Annotated in this window: 16 protein-coding genes; 11 read left to right on the plus strand and 5 right to left on the minus strand. The window is 62.9% G+C overall.

What is annotated here, in order from left to right; genetic code table 11:
• Positions 1 to 8: 8 nt before the first annotated feature.
• Complete coding sequence (locus JOD27_RS10255; protein ID WP_204761870.1) at positions 9 to 161, minus strand: hypothetical protein; 153 nt, start codon at positions 159 to 161, stop codon at positions 9 to 11.
• Between the two features lie 235 nt (positions 162 to 396).
• Between JOD27_RS10255 and JOD27_RS44710 the strand changes: the two genes are divergently transcribed.
• The gene (locus JOD27_RS44710) at positions 397 to 633 is read left to right on the plus strand and encodes a hypothetical protein (protein WP_239566674.1); all 237 of its coding nucleotides are present in this window, start codon (positions 397 to 399) and stop codon (positions 631 to 633) included.
• Positions 609 to 773, plus strand: coding sequence for a DUF4262 domain-containing protein (locus tag JOD27_RS44715; RefSeq protein ID WP_307830046.1), 165 nt, complete (start codon positions 609 to 611; stop codon positions 771 to 773). Before JOD27_RS44710 ends, JOD27_RS44715 begins: the two co-directional genes overlap by 25 nt.
• Here JOD27_RS44715 and JOD27_RS10265 read toward each other — a convergent pair.
• Positions 763 to 1,635, minus strand: coding sequence for a LysR family transcriptional regulator (locus JOD27_RS10265; RefSeq protein ID WP_204761871.1), 873 nt, complete (start codon positions 1,633 to 1,635; stop codon positions 763 to 765). The two genes, JOD27_RS44715 and JOD27_RS10265, sit on opposite strands and share 11 nt — an antisense overlap.
• Positions 1,636 to 1,709: 74 nt before the next feature.
• On the opposite strand from JOD27_RS10265, the gene JOD27_RS10270 reads away from it, so the two are divergent.
• Entirely contained in the window at positions 1,710 to 2,423 is a 714-nt protein-coding gene (locus JOD27_RS10270; protein WP_204761872.1) for a CTP synthase C-terminal region-related (seleno)protein, read from the plus strand.
• Positions 2,424 to 2,597: 174 nt separating this feature from the next.
• On the plus strand, positions 2,598 to 3,038 hold the full coding sequence (locus JOD27_RS10275) for a hypothetical protein (RefSeq protein WP_204761873.1): 441 nt from the start codon (positions 2,598 to 2,600) through the stop codon (positions 3,036 to 3,038).
• A 586-nt stretch (positions 3,039 to 3,624) separates the two neighbouring features.
• Here JOD27_RS10275 and JOD27_RS10280 read toward each other — a convergent pair.
• Positions 3,625 to 5,949, minus strand: a complete 2,325-nt coding sequence (locus tag JOD27_RS10280; protein WP_204761874.1) for an nSTAND3 domain-containing NTPase — start codon at positions 5,947 to 5,949, stop codon at positions 3,625 to 3,627.
• A 139-nt stretch (positions 5,950 to 6,088) separates the two neighbouring features.
• On the opposite strand from JOD27_RS10280, the gene JOD27_RS10285 reads away from it, so the two are divergent.
• Positions 6,089 to 6,664 carry an NUDIX domain-containing protein gene (locus tag JOD27_RS10285; protein WP_307830047.1) on the plus strand — a complete coding sequence of 192 codons (576 nt, stop codon included), beginning with the start codon at positions 6,089 to 6,091 and terminating at the stop codon, positions 6,662 to 6,664.
• Here JOD27_RS10285 and JOD27_RS10290 read toward each other — a convergent pair.
• Together JOD27_RS10290 and JOD27_RS10295 are read right to left on the minus strand one after the other, a co-directional pair.
• Positions 6,629 to 7,660 carry an NsdA family TPR-like regulatory protein gene (locus JOD27_RS10290; RefSeq protein ID WP_239566676.1) on the minus strand — a complete coding sequence of 344 codons (1,032 nt, stop codon included), beginning with the start codon at positions 7,658 to 7,660 and terminating at the stop codon, positions 6,629 to 6,631. The genes JOD27_RS10285 and JOD27_RS10290 overlap by 36 nt on opposite strands.
• Before the next feature lie 290 nt (positions 7,661 to 7,950).
• A complete protein-coding gene (locus tag JOD27_RS10295) occupies positions 7,951 to 8,319 on the minus strand; it encodes a helix-turn-helix domain-containing protein (RefSeq protein ID WP_089910391.1) in 369 nt (122 codons plus the stop codon).
• A gap of 153 nt (positions 8,320 to 8,472) precedes the next feature.
• On the opposite strand from JOD27_RS10295, the gene JOD27_RS10300 reads away from it, so the two are divergent.
• The 6 genes from JOD27_RS10300 to JOD27_RS10325 all read left to right on the plus strand — a co-directional run bounded on the left by JOD27_RS10300 (position 8,473) and on the right by JOD27_RS10325 (position 13,790).
• Positions 8,473 to 8,754, plus strand: coding sequence for a helix-turn-helix domain-containing protein (locus tag JOD27_RS10300; RefSeq protein ID WP_239566678.1), 282 nt, complete (start codon positions 8,473 to 8,475; stop codon positions 8,752 to 8,754).
• A complete protein-coding gene (locus JOD27_RS10305) occupies positions 8,751 to 9,119 on the plus strand; it encodes a WhiB family transcriptional regulator (protein WP_307830048.1) in 369 nt (122 codons plus the stop codon). Before JOD27_RS10300 ends, JOD27_RS10305 begins: the two co-directional genes overlap by 4 nt.
• Before the next feature lie 34 nt (positions 9,120 to 9,153).
• On the plus strand, positions 9,154 to 9,438 hold the full coding sequence (locus JOD27_RS10310) for a hypothetical protein (RefSeq protein ID WP_307830049.1): 285 nt from the start codon (positions 9,154 to 9,156) through the stop codon (positions 9,436 to 9,438).
• A complete protein-coding gene (locus JOD27_RS10315) occupies positions 9,435 to 10,289 on the plus strand; it encodes a hypothetical protein (RefSeq protein WP_239566679.1) in 855 nt (284 codons plus the stop codon). Before JOD27_RS10310 ends, JOD27_RS10315 begins: the two co-directional genes overlap by 4 nt.
• Positions 10,286 to 12,451 (plus strand): FtsK/SpoIIIE domain-containing protein, encoded by a 2,166-nt coding sequence (locus JOD27_RS10320; protein ID WP_204761876.1) that lies wholly within the window; start codon positions 10,286 to 10,288, stop codon positions 12,449 to 12,451. The genes JOD27_RS10315 and JOD27_RS10320 overlap by 4 nt, the downstream gene beginning before the upstream one ends.
• 292 nt (positions 12,452 to 12,743) lie before the next feature.
• Positions 12,744 to 13,790, plus strand: a complete 1,047-nt coding sequence (locus tag JOD27_RS10325; protein ID WP_204761877.1) for an abortive infection family protein — start codon at positions 12,744 to 12,746, stop codon at positions 13,788 to 13,790.
• Positions 13,791 to 13,916: the final 126 nt, after the last annotated feature.

Below are 13,916 nucleotides of genomic sequence, written 5' to 3' on the forward strand. Positions count from 1 at the left end.
GGGCTTCTTCATTGCGGTAACTCCCAGAGTTCGATCGTCTTCGGCCCCTGGTTGCCGCCGCTCGCGGAAAGGTTTCCGTCCGAGCGGAAGTTTTTCCAGCCGCGTTGGATGGTGATCTCCTCGATCAGGGTTGCGTCCTCGTCGAGCGCACGGACCTTCATCCGGGCGGGGGCGTTGCCGGTCCTCGGTGTAGCCCCGGTGGCGCACGCGTGACCAGGTGACCTTCGTGTCGATGGACTTGTCGCTGTTGCTCATGTAGCACCGCATGGTCGGAGTGCCGGTTTTCGTTCTCGTTGCCCAAATAGGACTCGGACGAGTCCTGGTGGAACCTGTCGAGCGCCTGACCAACCGCACCGCCTAAACGATCTTGTCGGACCTCGCCACCACACTGGAGCCATGTGCTGGGAATGTGACACCAAGGCGGCATGGCGGATGTACCTGGACCTGGTCCGCGGCAAGATCCACGACTACGGCTGGTATGTCCGAGGCATTCAGCTGCGCGACGCCGCAGACCTGCTGAACGCCGAGGCGGCGTACCAGGTCTTCCACAACGACCCCATCGCCGGCCAGAAGTTCCGGCTCCGAGACGGCCCACTGGTGCCGTCCCGGTGGCGGAGCCGTCCGCACACTTGAAGATCGCCACAGCCCTGTACGGCTCCGCGGTGTCCGCAGTGCAACTCGTCCACGCCGACAAACGCGGCCATTGGCCGTGGGAACCCGGCTACCGCGGGGTGCCAGGAGGGCAACCGGTACTGGGCGTTGCTACCTCATAGTCTGGCTGACGACGGCGGCGGCCGGTGAGCTCAAACTGCCGTGCACCAACTCGGTGCGATGCACCAGGGCCGGCGCGGCAAGCGGCACCGCAACCAGATCCGGCCGACTTCGCTTCACCCGCTCGGGCAACACCGCAAGTCCAGCACCGGCCGCCACCAGGGCCAGCAACACCGACCGCTCCGCCCCGTCGTACGTCAACCCAGCCCGAAAGCCGTCAGCCACAACCCGAAGCCCCGTCAGCGGAACGGAGGCAGCCGGCGCGTCGATCCACCGCGCGTCCGCAAGATCACCCAACCGCACCGCAGCCCGAGTGGCCAACGGGTGATCACCAGGCATCACAACCACAAGCGGACTCTCACTGACCACAACGGTAGTGAACGTCCCAATCTCGACCAGCCGCAACGGATCACTGGGCGCGACCACACCGTCGACCAGCCCGATCTCCAACTCACCCCGAGCCACACCCGCGGCCACGTCATCGGCCCCACCCGCCGACAACGTCACCGTCACGTGCGGCATGTCCCGCTGCACCTCGGCAAGCCGCTCCACCAAGCCTTCGCCATCCGCCATCGGCGAAATGCCCACTCGCAGCTCAACGGGTTGCTTGCCAGAGATCCTGCGGACGTCAGCCCTCGCTGCGTCCAACCGCAACAGAATCGGCCCGGCATGCTCGAGCAACCGCCGCCCAGCCTCGGTAGGCCCCACCGGACGCCGCCGCAACAGGCTCACGCCGAGATCGGTCTCCAACGCTGCGATCTGCTGGGACACAGCCGACTGCGTGTACCCCAACTCATGCGCGGCAACGGAAAACGACCCGAGACGCGCCACGGTCACAAACGTCCGAAGCAGATGCGGATCCACAGCATCAGTGTCACTGATGCACCCACCAGAAAGAGTCGTTTGTCTGATGTGGAGCCCACCAACACGATGGAGCCATGACCCGCACCGCCCGCGTGGCCCTGACAGGCGACCGCTCGCCGCTAGTCCGCTCCCACACCCGAATCCCACGCCTGCTGGAAGCCCTACGCCTCCGCGACGGACTGACCCTGGACGCCTACTGGGTGGCCACCGACGACGTGCCGGCCACCCGCATCGAAGACTTCGACGGCGTCTGGGTCCTCCCCGGCAGCCCGTACCGCAGCGAAGCGGGCGCCCTCTCCGCCCTCCAAACGGCCCGCGAACACAACATCCCCCTGCTGGGCACTTGCGGAGGCTTCCAACACGCCCTCCTGGAGTACGCCCAAAACGTCTGCGGCGTCTCCTCCGCAAGCCACGCCGAAACCGCCCCCTCCGCCGAGCACCAGATCGTCGTCCCCCTGACCTGCTCCCTGGTAGGCCACGAGGGAGCGGTGCACGTCAAGCCCGGCTCACTCGCAGAGCGGGCCCTCGGCGCCGAACGCTCCATCGAGCGTTACCACTGCGCCTACGGCCTGAACCCGTCGTACGCCGACACGCTGACCGCCCACGGTCTCCACTTCACCGGCCACGACGACGAGGGCGCGATCCGCATCGCCGAACTGCCGACGCACCCGTTCTACCTCGTGACGCTGTTCCAGCCGGAACTGGCAGGTGACGGCGACACCTGCCACCCAATCGTGCGCGCCTTCGCCGAGGCGACCGTCGCCAATGCCGCCCGCCCGCTCCGCTGACGTCGACTTCACCCAAAGGTCGAGCTCCGACCGAGAAGTTGGCGCAAGGGATTGTCTCGGGCGTGTCGTGCCTCGGGCCAGCGGCGTTTGTCTGTTCAGTCCCCATAGTCTTCGCTCATGACGACCGCTGAGTCCGGAGCTTTTTCGAGTGCGACTCTTGAGGAGTACCTCTCCTTGATCGACGAACTGCTCACACAGCCTTTCCCGGAGACGAATTTCCATGACGACACCGGGTGCGGCGGACCTCGGCATCATGTGCGCATCCTGCGGGCCAGCCAGGAGTTCTGGGATGACGATGACGGCCAGGTTGCGCGCGACGCTGACGCGGACCTGCGGGTATACCTCAACGCCCTGATCGCAGCCCTCACAGCACGCTGGGGCGAACCGCTCGTCGTCGACCTGTGGCCATATCTGCGGGCTGGCTTCGAGGGGAAGACGGTGTCCGAGCCGATCAACTTCCTGAGCCAACTGGCTGGAAGCATGCAGGCGTGGCCGCACCGGGATTCCGGCCGTTGGCTCGGGCTCACCATTGGCCAGGAGGACAAGGAGCTACCGCTCGAACTACTCGCGGCGGTCGGCCAGTCCCTTGCGCTTGACTCAACTGCGTCCTGCTAATCACACCGCTGGTTACCTACGCCAAGGTGTACCGCTTTCCTTCGGCAGCGCAAGTGCTCGGCCTACCGCTCGGTGCTGGAGGTTGGGCTTTCTGTGCTCTTAGCTCCTTTGGGGATGGTTTCGAAATGACGTTCTCGCGGCCGGTCAAGGGGTCGATACCGGCGTAGACGCGGCCCCTCACCGAGCCGCTGGCGAGGGTGTCGATGCTGCCGCGTACGCGCTGTCGCCTGCCTTGCGGGTGCCATGACCGGAAACATTTGCCCGTTCATGTCATGACTCATGTCGCATGAGGGAGGGGAGGTCGTCTTCAGTGTCCGCTGAAGCGAAGAGCCTCTGACCTGTTTTGGCAGGTCAGAGGCTCTGTCGTTCACCCGGCGAAAGGTGGTGCCCCAGGCAGGATTCGAACCTGCGACACACGGTTTAGGAATGTGCTTTTCGGGCCGAGATTGCCACTCTACCTGCAGTTTTACTGTCACGAACGCTCGCACCATGTGCCGCCTGGTCTCGGTTGGGCCACAGTTCGCACCACGACCCGCACCACGCTCGTTCAGACGCCGCTGCGCGGGCTGTTGCTGAGGCTCGGCGTCTACTGAAGGTGTGTGAAGAGGTTCTGGACGACTCTCCGGGGAGACAGTCGACTCTCGGCGTCTTGAGCTGTCTGTATCTCGTTATCCGACCGACTGAACGCGCTTTCTGCTGATCTTGGCGAGCAGTCTGGTGCGTTGGCTTGTTTCTGCTGGATTTCCGAAAGTTCCACATACGCACGGTCGATCTCATCTTCGATCTTGTGGTAAATGCCGAGCTTCTCGCTGAAGAGCTTAATCTCGGAGATGCGCTCATCAATCCAGCTGACATTGTTGTTATATCGTGAAGCAAGGTCGGAGAGATCCTGTTCGAGCCACTGCTCTGCAATCCATGCAAGTTCTGCATTTATATCGCAAGCACCGGCGATCGGGCCGTCTGTATGCAGGGAGGCAAACTCGCGCACCTCCAGCCATTGATCATCCATGGCGCCGGCTTCGATCCAGATTTCGACCCACTCTGAAAGTATCGCGGTGTTATTAAGTGTGCTGCCCGATTTTAAGGCGTTTGACTCGATATAGTTAATCACCTCGTGCGCATCAATGAAATCGGGGACTTGCCACCTATTCCCGCGTGCTCTTGCGCGCGCCGTCTCGGATATCGCCCCCGAGATCCACTGATCCCAACCGAGTTGGCAGTCTCGGTCCACTTTGATCATCGTGGCAATTATTGCAGTAGCGTCATTGAATTCGCTGTCGACAGGGAACTCCTTGCGCCAACTGGATCGAACTTTGGAAAGCATCATGCTGGAGTTCTGTCTAGTGAAATTCCAAAGGCCTGTAAACTTTCGGCCTGATGTGTCGGTTAGTCCTGCGACTGCGTAAGACAAAAGCTGACGAACGCCGTGAATCGATATTCCTCCAGCTAGTAGTATCGGGATGTATTCAGGGGTCGAATCCAGAAAAGACAAGACGAAGTCTCGGCAGCTCGGATTGGCGAAAGCTATTTGAAGCTCCTGTGATTCGCCTGATGGACGGATCTCTATCCAGCTTCCTTCTAGGGCTTTGAGCGCATGTTTGTATTCTAGTGGGCTGCTTTTTCGAGATGCTGTCTCTCTTAGTGTTTGCTCGTCGACGCCACGGTAGGAGAGCAAGGCTAATGAAAGAAGGATGCGACGAGCAGTTTCTGATAGTCCCGTTTCAAAGCTGGGGCCCCACAGCCTTACGGGACGATCAAAAGCGCCTCGAAGGCTGTTCGCAAGCTCTGCGGCGGATGTGTAGGTCCCGCGGCAAACGAACTGCACTATTCTTGGCGTGAAATTGGGATGGATTACGAGGTTCCAGATTTGATCGACGTCCTTTGCGAAGTCGCGTACGACTGCTCGATCTATCCGCGAGAAGTAGAGATGATTGTAAAGCAAATAGCTGCGTTGAATAAGGTCAAAGTCTTTCACTTCTACGATGCACTGGTTTGCGCCAATGTCTGAGTGTGCGAGAGGTTCATCTCGAATCTCTGCTTGTTGGAGAATGTGTGATCGAGTGGTAAGGATGAGCCGCTTGTTGTTGCTTGACATCACGCTCTCGATGAATCTGCTTAGCTCGGACCCTTCAGTTCTCGCTGAACGTTCACTCAGGTCTGTCTGGCCGAGAAAATCATCAAATATAAATATCTGTGGTTGATCCCTGTTCCATGCAGTCCAGCCGTTGTTTAGATCTGGATCTAGGGTGACAACCTGCCAGCCCTCTTCCCAATGAGTGAGCAAAAGCATTTCTGCGAGCATGCTCTTGCCGACACCGGGAGCGCCGGTTATGGCGACCATATGGATTTCCGCGAGCATGTCTGCGGCTCGTTTGTAGCTTGCGTTTGACACGTAGAGTCGAACGCGTGACTGTATGCTCTCCATTAGTGCCTCGGAGCGAGCCCAGATCCCGCTGTTGACTATCCTTTGTAGAACGCTGGTTGAAGCGAGCCAAAGCTTAAAGTGGGCCTTCTCTACTTCTGGATACATAGACAGAAGCCCGTTTATGTCGGTGCGGCAAAGTATGTCTGAAGGGCTGGCGAGTAGATCGCCGAGGATCTCGTGTAGCTTGTCCTTTTGTTGTTTTGTTAAATTCTGTGTCGTTGCGAAAAGGTACCTGTTGGGGCGCTCCTGCTCCATCTTCTCGCGCTCTTTGGTTGCTGCTCGCTTCAGGTCTGCAAATTTGGATCCGCTATAGTGCTTGCATTGCACCACGGTCTTCTTGTCGTTTTCGAATGCACGCAGGTCAACGCCTCCGTCTGCGCCTTGTGCGAACGCTTCGAAGTGAAGCCCGTACTTCGCCGCCAGTAGGTCGCGCATCAAGATCTCAAAGTCTGACGGAGACAAGGAAGTGAAGTTGTAGTCAGGCATGCGGAGTCCTGTCTTGGCGGGGCGACAGAGTTGCGATCTCTAACTTATCGCATTATTCAGTGCGGGTGTTACCGGCTGGGGCGTGTGTCGCGCATTGAGGATGTTCCATCGATGTGACACCTTGCGCTAGCCTGTTCCTGTGACGGAGTACCCGGAGGAATTGAAGTGGAAAGTTCATGGGCGGCGCACGGTTTACGACAACCGATGGGTTCAAGTGGACCTGGTTGACGTGGAGCCGCCAGACGGCAGCCGATTTGAACATCACGTCGTTCGGCTTGACCATGTGGCAGTGGCGCTACTGGTAAACGAGGACGATGAAGTACTGACCCTTTGGCGCTACAGGTTTGCCGTAAATCAGTGGGGTTATGAACTTATCGGCGGACTCGTTGAGGCAGGCGAAGAGCCTGCTGCAACAGCGGCACGCGAAGCAGAGGAGGAAACCGGCTGGCGGCCACTTGGCGAGCCTGAGCACATCGGTACGTTTCAGCCGCTGCCAGGCATCATCGAGGCTCCTGTTGACGCCTACATCTGGCGTGCTGCGGAGAAAGTCGGGGAACCGACCGACAAAGAGGAAGCAGCGCGGATTGAGTGGATCCCGATTGACCGCGTCCTAGAGCTGGTTCGACGCGGCGAAGTCTTGGGTTCGGGAGCCATCGTGCCGCTGCTGTACTACCTAGCTTCACGTGCTGTCGGAACGTCCTCTGGGGACAGGTAGCTCTAGGTTCGCGAGGCGTCGTTGCTGGCGATCGGACTTGATGCGGGACGCAAGCTGTCGTGCCTTGCGCGCGTAGTCGAGTGCTCCCCGGCTGTCGCCAGCAGCGGCGTACGCGAAGGCGAGATCTACGTACAGGTTGGTCTGGCCGCGCACGGCGTTGAGTCCGGGCGTGGCGAGACCTCGAACGGCTGCTTCGAGTTGGTTGATGGTGTCCTGGTCGCCCAACCTCAAGAGCGAGCTGCCGCGCCAGCGTATGAGTTGTCCTTCGTTGAGGAGCAGGAAGGGCATCTCCGGGTCGACCGGATTCGTTGGCAGCAAAGAACTTGCGTCATCGAACGCACGCAACGCTGCGTCCCGCTGGCCATCGGCGGCGAGCCCTTCGCCATGTGCTGCGGCGAGCCAGGATCGCAGCAACGACGGCGCGCGGTTCTCTGCGACGTACCGCGCGTACTCCAGTAGTTCGACGGCTTCGGCCGGCTGCCCGATGTCGAGCAGAATCACTGCTTGCTGTGCGGCAGCGTGCACCAGCAACTGAGGTGAATCAGCTTCTCGCGCCGAGACTTTCGCGTCCTCGTGGTACTGCCACGCCTGAAGTTGCGAACCCCTATCCAGGGCGGTCCAACCGGCGAGCGTTCGCGCGTCTGTGAGGATTGCGGCGAGCCGTTCGCGGTGACGTGAACTCACGCTGAACGTGCGGTACTCCTCAATCTGGCGTACCAGGCTGTTCAACTGGTCCAGCACCACCACGGCGCCGAATTTGTGATCAGAGCTGCGCAGGTCGTTGACCTGTCGCTGAAACATATCGAGCGTTCCGCGGTCGATGCTGCGCGCGACGATCAGCCGTTCGCGCAGCTCTTCAGCACTCTGGTTCTCGACCTCGGGCGGAAATCCAAGCTCTTCGTTGGTTCGTCCGTAGAACTCTCGGAATAACCGTTGATATCCGGGGTCGGTCACCTCTACGTGGCCGTTCTCCCAACGCGACATCATGATGAGCATTGATTGCTCTGTCGCGTGGGGAGCTCCGATCTGAGGACCGCGTGTCAGGAAGAACCTGACCACCTGCGCCTGCGTGTGGCCAAGCTCCTGACGAATCCCTTGCAGCCTCGATCGAGGCAGCTCACCGCGCTTCCTTGTCGCCACGTCTCCCCGTTCCCCCACGGTTGTGACCTGCGGACCTAACGCCACCTAACACGCGGCGTGATAGCCGCTGACAATTATTTCGACCCCCTCTCCGGATGTCTGCTGTTCACATGACAGCGACACCGAAAGTAACAAGCGAACGAAAGCTAGTCCTTTCGACGGCTCCCATCGTCGAGGCGGCTAGCGAGCGTTCCGACCTGAGCGCGAAGGCCGCGCAGTTCTCGAATGATCGTGTTGAGCAGCGGAACAAGCGGATTGTCAGCCGTGAGGGCCGGCGGCTCGGGTGGCGTCTTTCCTTGCAGCACCGAAATGAGGTGCTGGGGGTGCCAGTCGAGCGCAATCGACAGCGCTTCGAGCGTCCGCGGATTGCGCCGCCGTTGGATCTTACCCTGTTGCATCTCGCGAACGATCGCGAGCGACACCCCGGATCTCTCCGCCAGTTCCTTCTGCTTCAAAGCCAGCTCTGCCGCGCGGGCGTTCATTGCCTCCGCGACTGCCGACCAATCCTCTGCCACGTACGCCTCCGTGCTCCGCCTCAGCGCCGACGTTAGCGCGCGCATGTGCCCTGAAACGGGGTTAGCGCTGACATCGGCGGTGAATCGCCAGTAATCAACGCCAACGTCAGCGCCTTTGGAGAAGAAATCAGTCTTTCGAAAGGTATTCAGCTGATGACTACGTCAGGCATGGCGGGGAGCAACCCGCCGATCTTCTACACAGTCGCCGAAGCCGCGCGCATCCTGCGTGTGGACGTGGCGACGATCTACCGGGCGATCCGGGAGGACGCGTTCCCGGCGGTGCGCCTGCGCACTCGCTACGTGATCCCTTCTCGTGCGGTCGAGGAGATCGTTCGACAGGCGTCGGAGTCCGGAAGCGTTGTGGACGTTGCCCGGATGACCGCTGAGCGCCGGTCCGCCCGTGAGTTCGAGCGAAAGTCCGGGGGTGCGTGGTGAACCCGGAGAACTACTACGAGGTGATCGCGGCCGAGCTCGACCGCTACGCCAAGGTCCCGGACGACGTGCTGATGGAGATCGTCACCCGTGACGGCACGTGCATGTGGTTGTGGGCCAACGAGGAGGACGGCCCGGAGTGGCAGGGCGAGGAGATCACGGATCGGGAGTTGGCGGCTCGTCTGTGCGAGCCGTGTCCGGTGCGGCGGCTCTGCCTGGAGTGGGAGCTGCGCCTTGCTGGTGAGGACCAGTTCGGAGTGTGCGGCGGACTGACTGGAGAGGACCGACGCGCGCTCTACCTCGTGTGGCGTGCCCGTCGCGACCGGATGAACGAGGACCAGGACGGAGGGCAGTTCCGTGACGTTTAACGTGACATCGACGCAACTGCTCGCCGCTCTGGGCGTGGCCGTGGTGCTGCTGTGGATCTGGCGAGCCAGTGCCCGTAGGGCGAAGGCTGCCGCAAACGCAGCGCGAACAGGTGCTCGGTTGCTCTCGCTGACCGGGCGGATGCTGGTGATGGCCGGCGTCATCGTCGGAGTTCAGTGGGTGGTGATCACGCACCGGGGCGACACAGTGTTGTTGCTCGTGGTGTTAGGTCTGCCAGCGCTGTTCGCCGCGTACACGCTGACCCGTGCGCTCACGATCACGTCTTACGACAGTCCGCGTAGTAAGGGTGATCGGCGATGAACGCGATCACTCGGGTTCGGGAAGGGGTAGCCGCCTTCGGGCGGCTGCCCGCCGCCCCGGCAGCGCAGCAGTTGGCGGCCGACGCGGCGGAGGCGGCAGAGCTGAGGGCCTACGCGACGCACCCGGATGTGGTCGCGCTTCGCGTCGAGCGTGTCCGTGCTGAGGTCGACCGGCTGTGCTGGGCAGGGATCGTGCTCGGTCTCGGCTTCACGATGACCAACGTCCAGAGCTTCGCGGCAGCGGGCACGCCGGCATGGTCGCTGCCGTGGCTCGCAGCGTGGCTGCTCGATCCCACGGTGTCGCTGGTGCTGCTTGCGATCCTGCGCGCGGAGCAGGTGACCGCGCGGTATCAGGTGCGCACAGGTGCGTGGACGCGTCGTGCGAAGTGGTTCACGCTCGCGGCCACGTACGTGATGAACACCTGGCACTCGTGGGCGGAAGGGTCCGTGTCGGGTGTGGTGCTGCACTCGGTTCCGCCTCTTGTGGTGTTCGTGGCTGCGGAGGCGGTGACGGACCTGCGGGACAAGTTGACGGAGGCGGTCACGGCCGCGTTCGCCGAAGCGCAGCGACGCGCGGCACCGGTCGAGTCGGCGAGTGTGCCGAAGACGACCACTACAGAGCGTCCGGCAGTGGAACGTAAGCAGCGCAACAGGAGTCGACCCAAGCGGCGAGTGACGTTCGAGGACTATCTAGCGACTGCACGCGAAGCGTGGACACCTGAGGTCGTGGTGAGTCCCGCGTGGGTACGTCAGGTCACCAGGTGCTCGCGTGGCCTGTCGTCACGGCTCGCCGCAACGCTCGCGGCCGAACTCCGGACCGCGACCACATCGGACGGAGGTGATCCGCGATGACCGAGCAGGACCGAGAGTTGGCCAACGTGGACGTCTCCCTGCCGGTGCGGGCGGTGCTCGAAGGCGAGTTCGTGAACGACGTCCCAGCGGTCGAGCGGACGCCGTGGCGTCGGCGGGCTGTGAACTGGTGGCTGCGTTCACCGCGTGTACCGCCGTGGGCGAAGGACAGGGTTCACGCGGTGCAGGCCGTGAAGGACCTTGTGGTCACGGTGCTGCGTTCACCGTTCCGGTTCATGGGCGCGGTCGTGCGTGGGCTCGTGGTCGCGGTGCGGTGGTGGCGTTCATGGGTGACCGTCCGGGATTACCGGGAGGCGGCCGAGCAGTCGGAGAAGCTTGCGGACAAGTTCACCGACATTCGGGAGCTGACGTTGTTCCGGTGGAAGGTCACCGGGGCAACGGTGGTCACGGTGGCGGTCGTGGTCGCGGTGCTCGACCTCGTGTACGGGCACCGGGTGCCGTGGATCGCAGGTGGCGTCGCGTCGGTGGCGCTGGCGATCCTCGGTCGCCGGAAGGACGGCAGCCCTGGGCGTAAGGCGGTGCTCGCCGGACCGCGCACGCTGACGTGGACGATGGACCCTCAGGTGCTCGTGGATGCGTTCCGGGACGCGAAGCTGATCGGGAAGGACGAGACGCTGCGCCTGGTCGATCGAGCCACGCGCAGGGGTGAAGGATGGGCGGTCACGGTCGACCTGCCCGCCACCCGCAAGGCGGCCGACGTCGTCAAGCACCGGGAAGCGCTCGCGTCCGCGCTCGCGGTGGACGAGATCCAACTCAGTGTGGAGCGGGTGCGCGGCAATGGCGGTCACGCTGGACGGGTGGCGATGTGGGTGGCTGATGAGGACCCGTACGCCAAGCCTCCCGTTCGGACCCCGTTGCTTGGGGTACATCGGTGGGACGCGTGGCGGCCGGTGCCGTTCGGCACCGACGCACGTGGACGCCGGATCGACCTGCCGTTGGTGTGGACGTCCGTGCTCATCGGTGCTCTGCCCCGGCAGGGCAAGACGATGGCGCAACGGTTGGCAGCCGCGGGCTTGATCATGGACCCGCATGTCCGGCTGCTCGTGGCGGACTTCAAGGCCGGTAAGGACTGGGACGCCGTCGCGCAGGTGGCGCACCGGTTCATGTCCGGCGACGACAGCGAACACGTGCTGACGTTCATGAACTGGCTCGTGGAGCTCGTCGCCGACGTGCAGCAGCGCTACCGCAGGATGCGCGAGCTAGACGACCTGATGTGTCCTGAGTCGAAGGTGACGCCGGACATGTCGCGTGATCCAGCGTTGGACATGCCGATCACGGCGCTGTTTGTGGACGAGCTTCACATCCCGCTAGAGGACCGGACTCCCGTTGAGGTGCAAGGGAAGAAGCGCACGGCGGGGGAGTACATCGGCGAGTTGCTGACGTGGCTCGCGAAGAAGGCGCCGGCCGCTGGACTGATCTTGGTGCTCGCGACGCAGCGGCCGGACGCCAAGACCCTTCCGACAAGGCTGCGCGCGGTGCTCGGCTCGCGGTTCGCGTTGCGGGTCATGGACTACCGGGACAGCAACATCATCCTGGGCGAGCAGATGAACACACGTGGCTACGACTCCAGCCGCCTATTGCCCTCGCACAAGGGTGTGGGCATCCTGCGACCGGACGGAGAGACCCAAGCTGGGGCCGAAGTCCTCGCGCTGATCGTGCGTACGTTCTACATGCCCAACGAGGACTGGAGGGAGATTTGCCAACGAGGGCGGGCGTTGCGCGAGGTCGAAGGCACGCTCACCGGGCACGCCGCGGGACAAGAAGCACAGCCGGTTCTCGACCACGCGGCCGTGGCGAAGGCCATCGGCAGCACACCCGCACCCGTCGGTGCGGAACGCGTGGACGAGGTCGAGTTGCCCGAACCCTTGGCGTCCGTCGTGGACTACCTCGCCGATGAACTCGGCAACGATGACGGGCGGGACTTCGTGCCCACGGCCGAACTCGTGGAGGCGCTGGGAGTCGAGCCCAAAGGGTTTGGGCTCGACATGGCCGAGTTCGGCTGTAGCCCCACCCGTGACCGGGTGCCCACAGAAGACGGGGTGAAGCAGGTACGCGGCTACGCCGTCGCCGACGTCCGCGCGGCCCTCCGGCGTGCCCGCGAGGCCGCAGTGATCGACGCGGAGGTGGTCGACGATGATCGCTGACCCGTCACAACCCGCCCCGGCGGACCCGTCACCCGTCACACGTCCTGTGACGGGTACCAAAACGGCTCTCACCAGCGGAAACGGGCCACCGTGACGGGTGTGACGCGTGACGGGTAACCCGTCACAACCACGGGAAACGGCCGTGTGCCGCGCCATCTCGACACGGGCGCGGCACTGTCCCGTCTCAGGCGACTTTATCGGTGTCTCGCTCAAGTGTGTTCGCTCCCTGCCTATGGGCACAGTCAGGCAAGGCCCTCACCGCGCGGTGACATCCGCTCATGCCGATGTGCGCATGGCATCGATCCAGCAGGACAATCGTCAGGTGCCAATGGAGCTGCGCCGACCCGACCACCTCGAGGACGATGCATGGGAGGCCATTCAGATTCACGCTCGGCGTCTCGAGGGTGCTCAGACTTCAGCTGACGCCGGATGGGTCATCGGATGCGCCAAGGATTTGATCGAGTGCGTCGCCCGCGTCGTCCTCGATGCCAAGGGAGTGCCGCTATCCGGCACAGCCGATTTCGACGAGGCCGTCAACGCTGCCCATCTTGCACTCGAACGCCAGCCTGGCCGAGACGTCAGCATGTCTCCTGACATCCGGGCCATCGCGAGCTCGGCCAAGAAAATGGTCCTCAGTGTCCGTTCGGTCCGGAACAACGACGGGGCTGGGCACGGACGTGCACGCGTCCGGGCAATAGAGGAAGAGACGGTCACTGTCATCGCCGACGCGACGGCGCTGTGGGTTCGATGGGCTCTTCGCCGCCTTGGGCACATTCTCATCGGCGAATCGGACCGACTTATCGCCGAGCTGCGCGACGCGATCGTCTACCAGCGTTCGCTGAAGGAGCACCTCGAAGCAGTGATGCTGCCGGACCAGCCACCTGAGACGCAGCGTGCAATCGGGTTCGCGTTCGGTGCGCGTGCCGCTCAGGACACAGGCAACCCGCGTATCGTCGGCATCGACCCGGCGATCGAGTCCAGCGACGTCCGGGCGTGGCCGATCCCGTACCGACTCGGCATCACCGAGGGTCTGCTACTCGGTCGCTGGGGTTACCGAACCTCGACCGATCGCTACGTGCCAGAGATGGCCGGCGTGCTCACCGCCGTGCCAGTCAACAACCTGCGGACCGAGTTGCCGGTGCTGATCGAGAAGGTTCGGTCGGCAGGGTATCCGTCGGGCTACCAGTCGCCGATGGCCGACCAACTGCAGGTCGCCGCAGCGCTGCGAGCCCACGTCGAGCTGATTCCTGGCGAGGCGCGCGAACTGTGGCTCAAGCTTGCTGCAGTTTTCGAGGAGCCGGACCCGTCGGAGTTCACGGACGACGAGGAGTTGGAATGAACTCGATGTACCGCGATGGTCCACGCTCCTGGAGCGAATCGACGGTCGGCGCCCTGCCTCTGCACAAACGCTACCGTTCGCCAGCTGACGATCATCCGCTCATGCCGCATAGAGCGCGCTCGCTGA

Origin of the sequence: Lentzea nigeriaca (assembly GCF_016907955.1) — a bacterium.
In the GTDB taxonomy this organism is placed as follows: domain Bacteria; phylum Actinomycetota; class Actinomycetes; order Mycobacteriales; family Pseudonocardiaceae; genus Lentzea; species Lentzea nigeriaca.

Coding starts and splice junctions, on each gene's coding strand:
- JOD27_RS10255 (WP_204761870.1), bottom strand. CDS start 161: ATGAAGGTCCGTGCGCTCGACGAGGACGCAACCCTGATCGAGGAGATC.
- JOD27_RS44710 (WP_239566674.1), top strand. CDS start 397: ATGTGCTGGGAATGTGACACCAAGGCGGCATGGCGGATGTACCTGGAC.
- JOD27_RS10270 (WP_204761872.1), top strand. CDS start 1,710: ATGACCCGCACCGCCCGCGTGGCCCTGACAGGCGACCGCTCGCCGCTA.
- JOD27_RS10280 (WP_204761874.1), bottom strand. CDS start 5,949: ATGCCTGACTACAACTTCACTTCCTTGTCTCCGTCAGACTTTGAGATC.
- JOD27_RS10290 (WP_239566676.1), bottom strand. CDS start 7,660: ATGCTCATCATGATGTCGCGTTGGGAGAACGGCCACGTAGAGGTGACC.
- JOD27_RS10300 (WP_239566678.1), top strand. CDS start 8,473: ATGACTACGTCAGGCATGGCGGGGAGCAACCCGCCGATCTTCTACACA.
- JOD27_RS10315 (WP_239566679.1), top strand. CDS start 9,435: ATGAACGCGATCACTCGGGTTCGGGAAGGGGTAGCCGCCTTCGGGCGG.
- JOD27_RS10320 (WP_204761876.1), top strand. CDS start 10,286: ATGACCGAGCAGGACCGAGAGTTGGCCAACGTGGACGTCTCCCTGCCG.
- JOD27_RS10325 (WP_204761877.1), top strand. CDS start 12,744: ATGGCATCGATCCAGCAGGACAATCGTCAGGTGCCAATGGAGCTGCGC.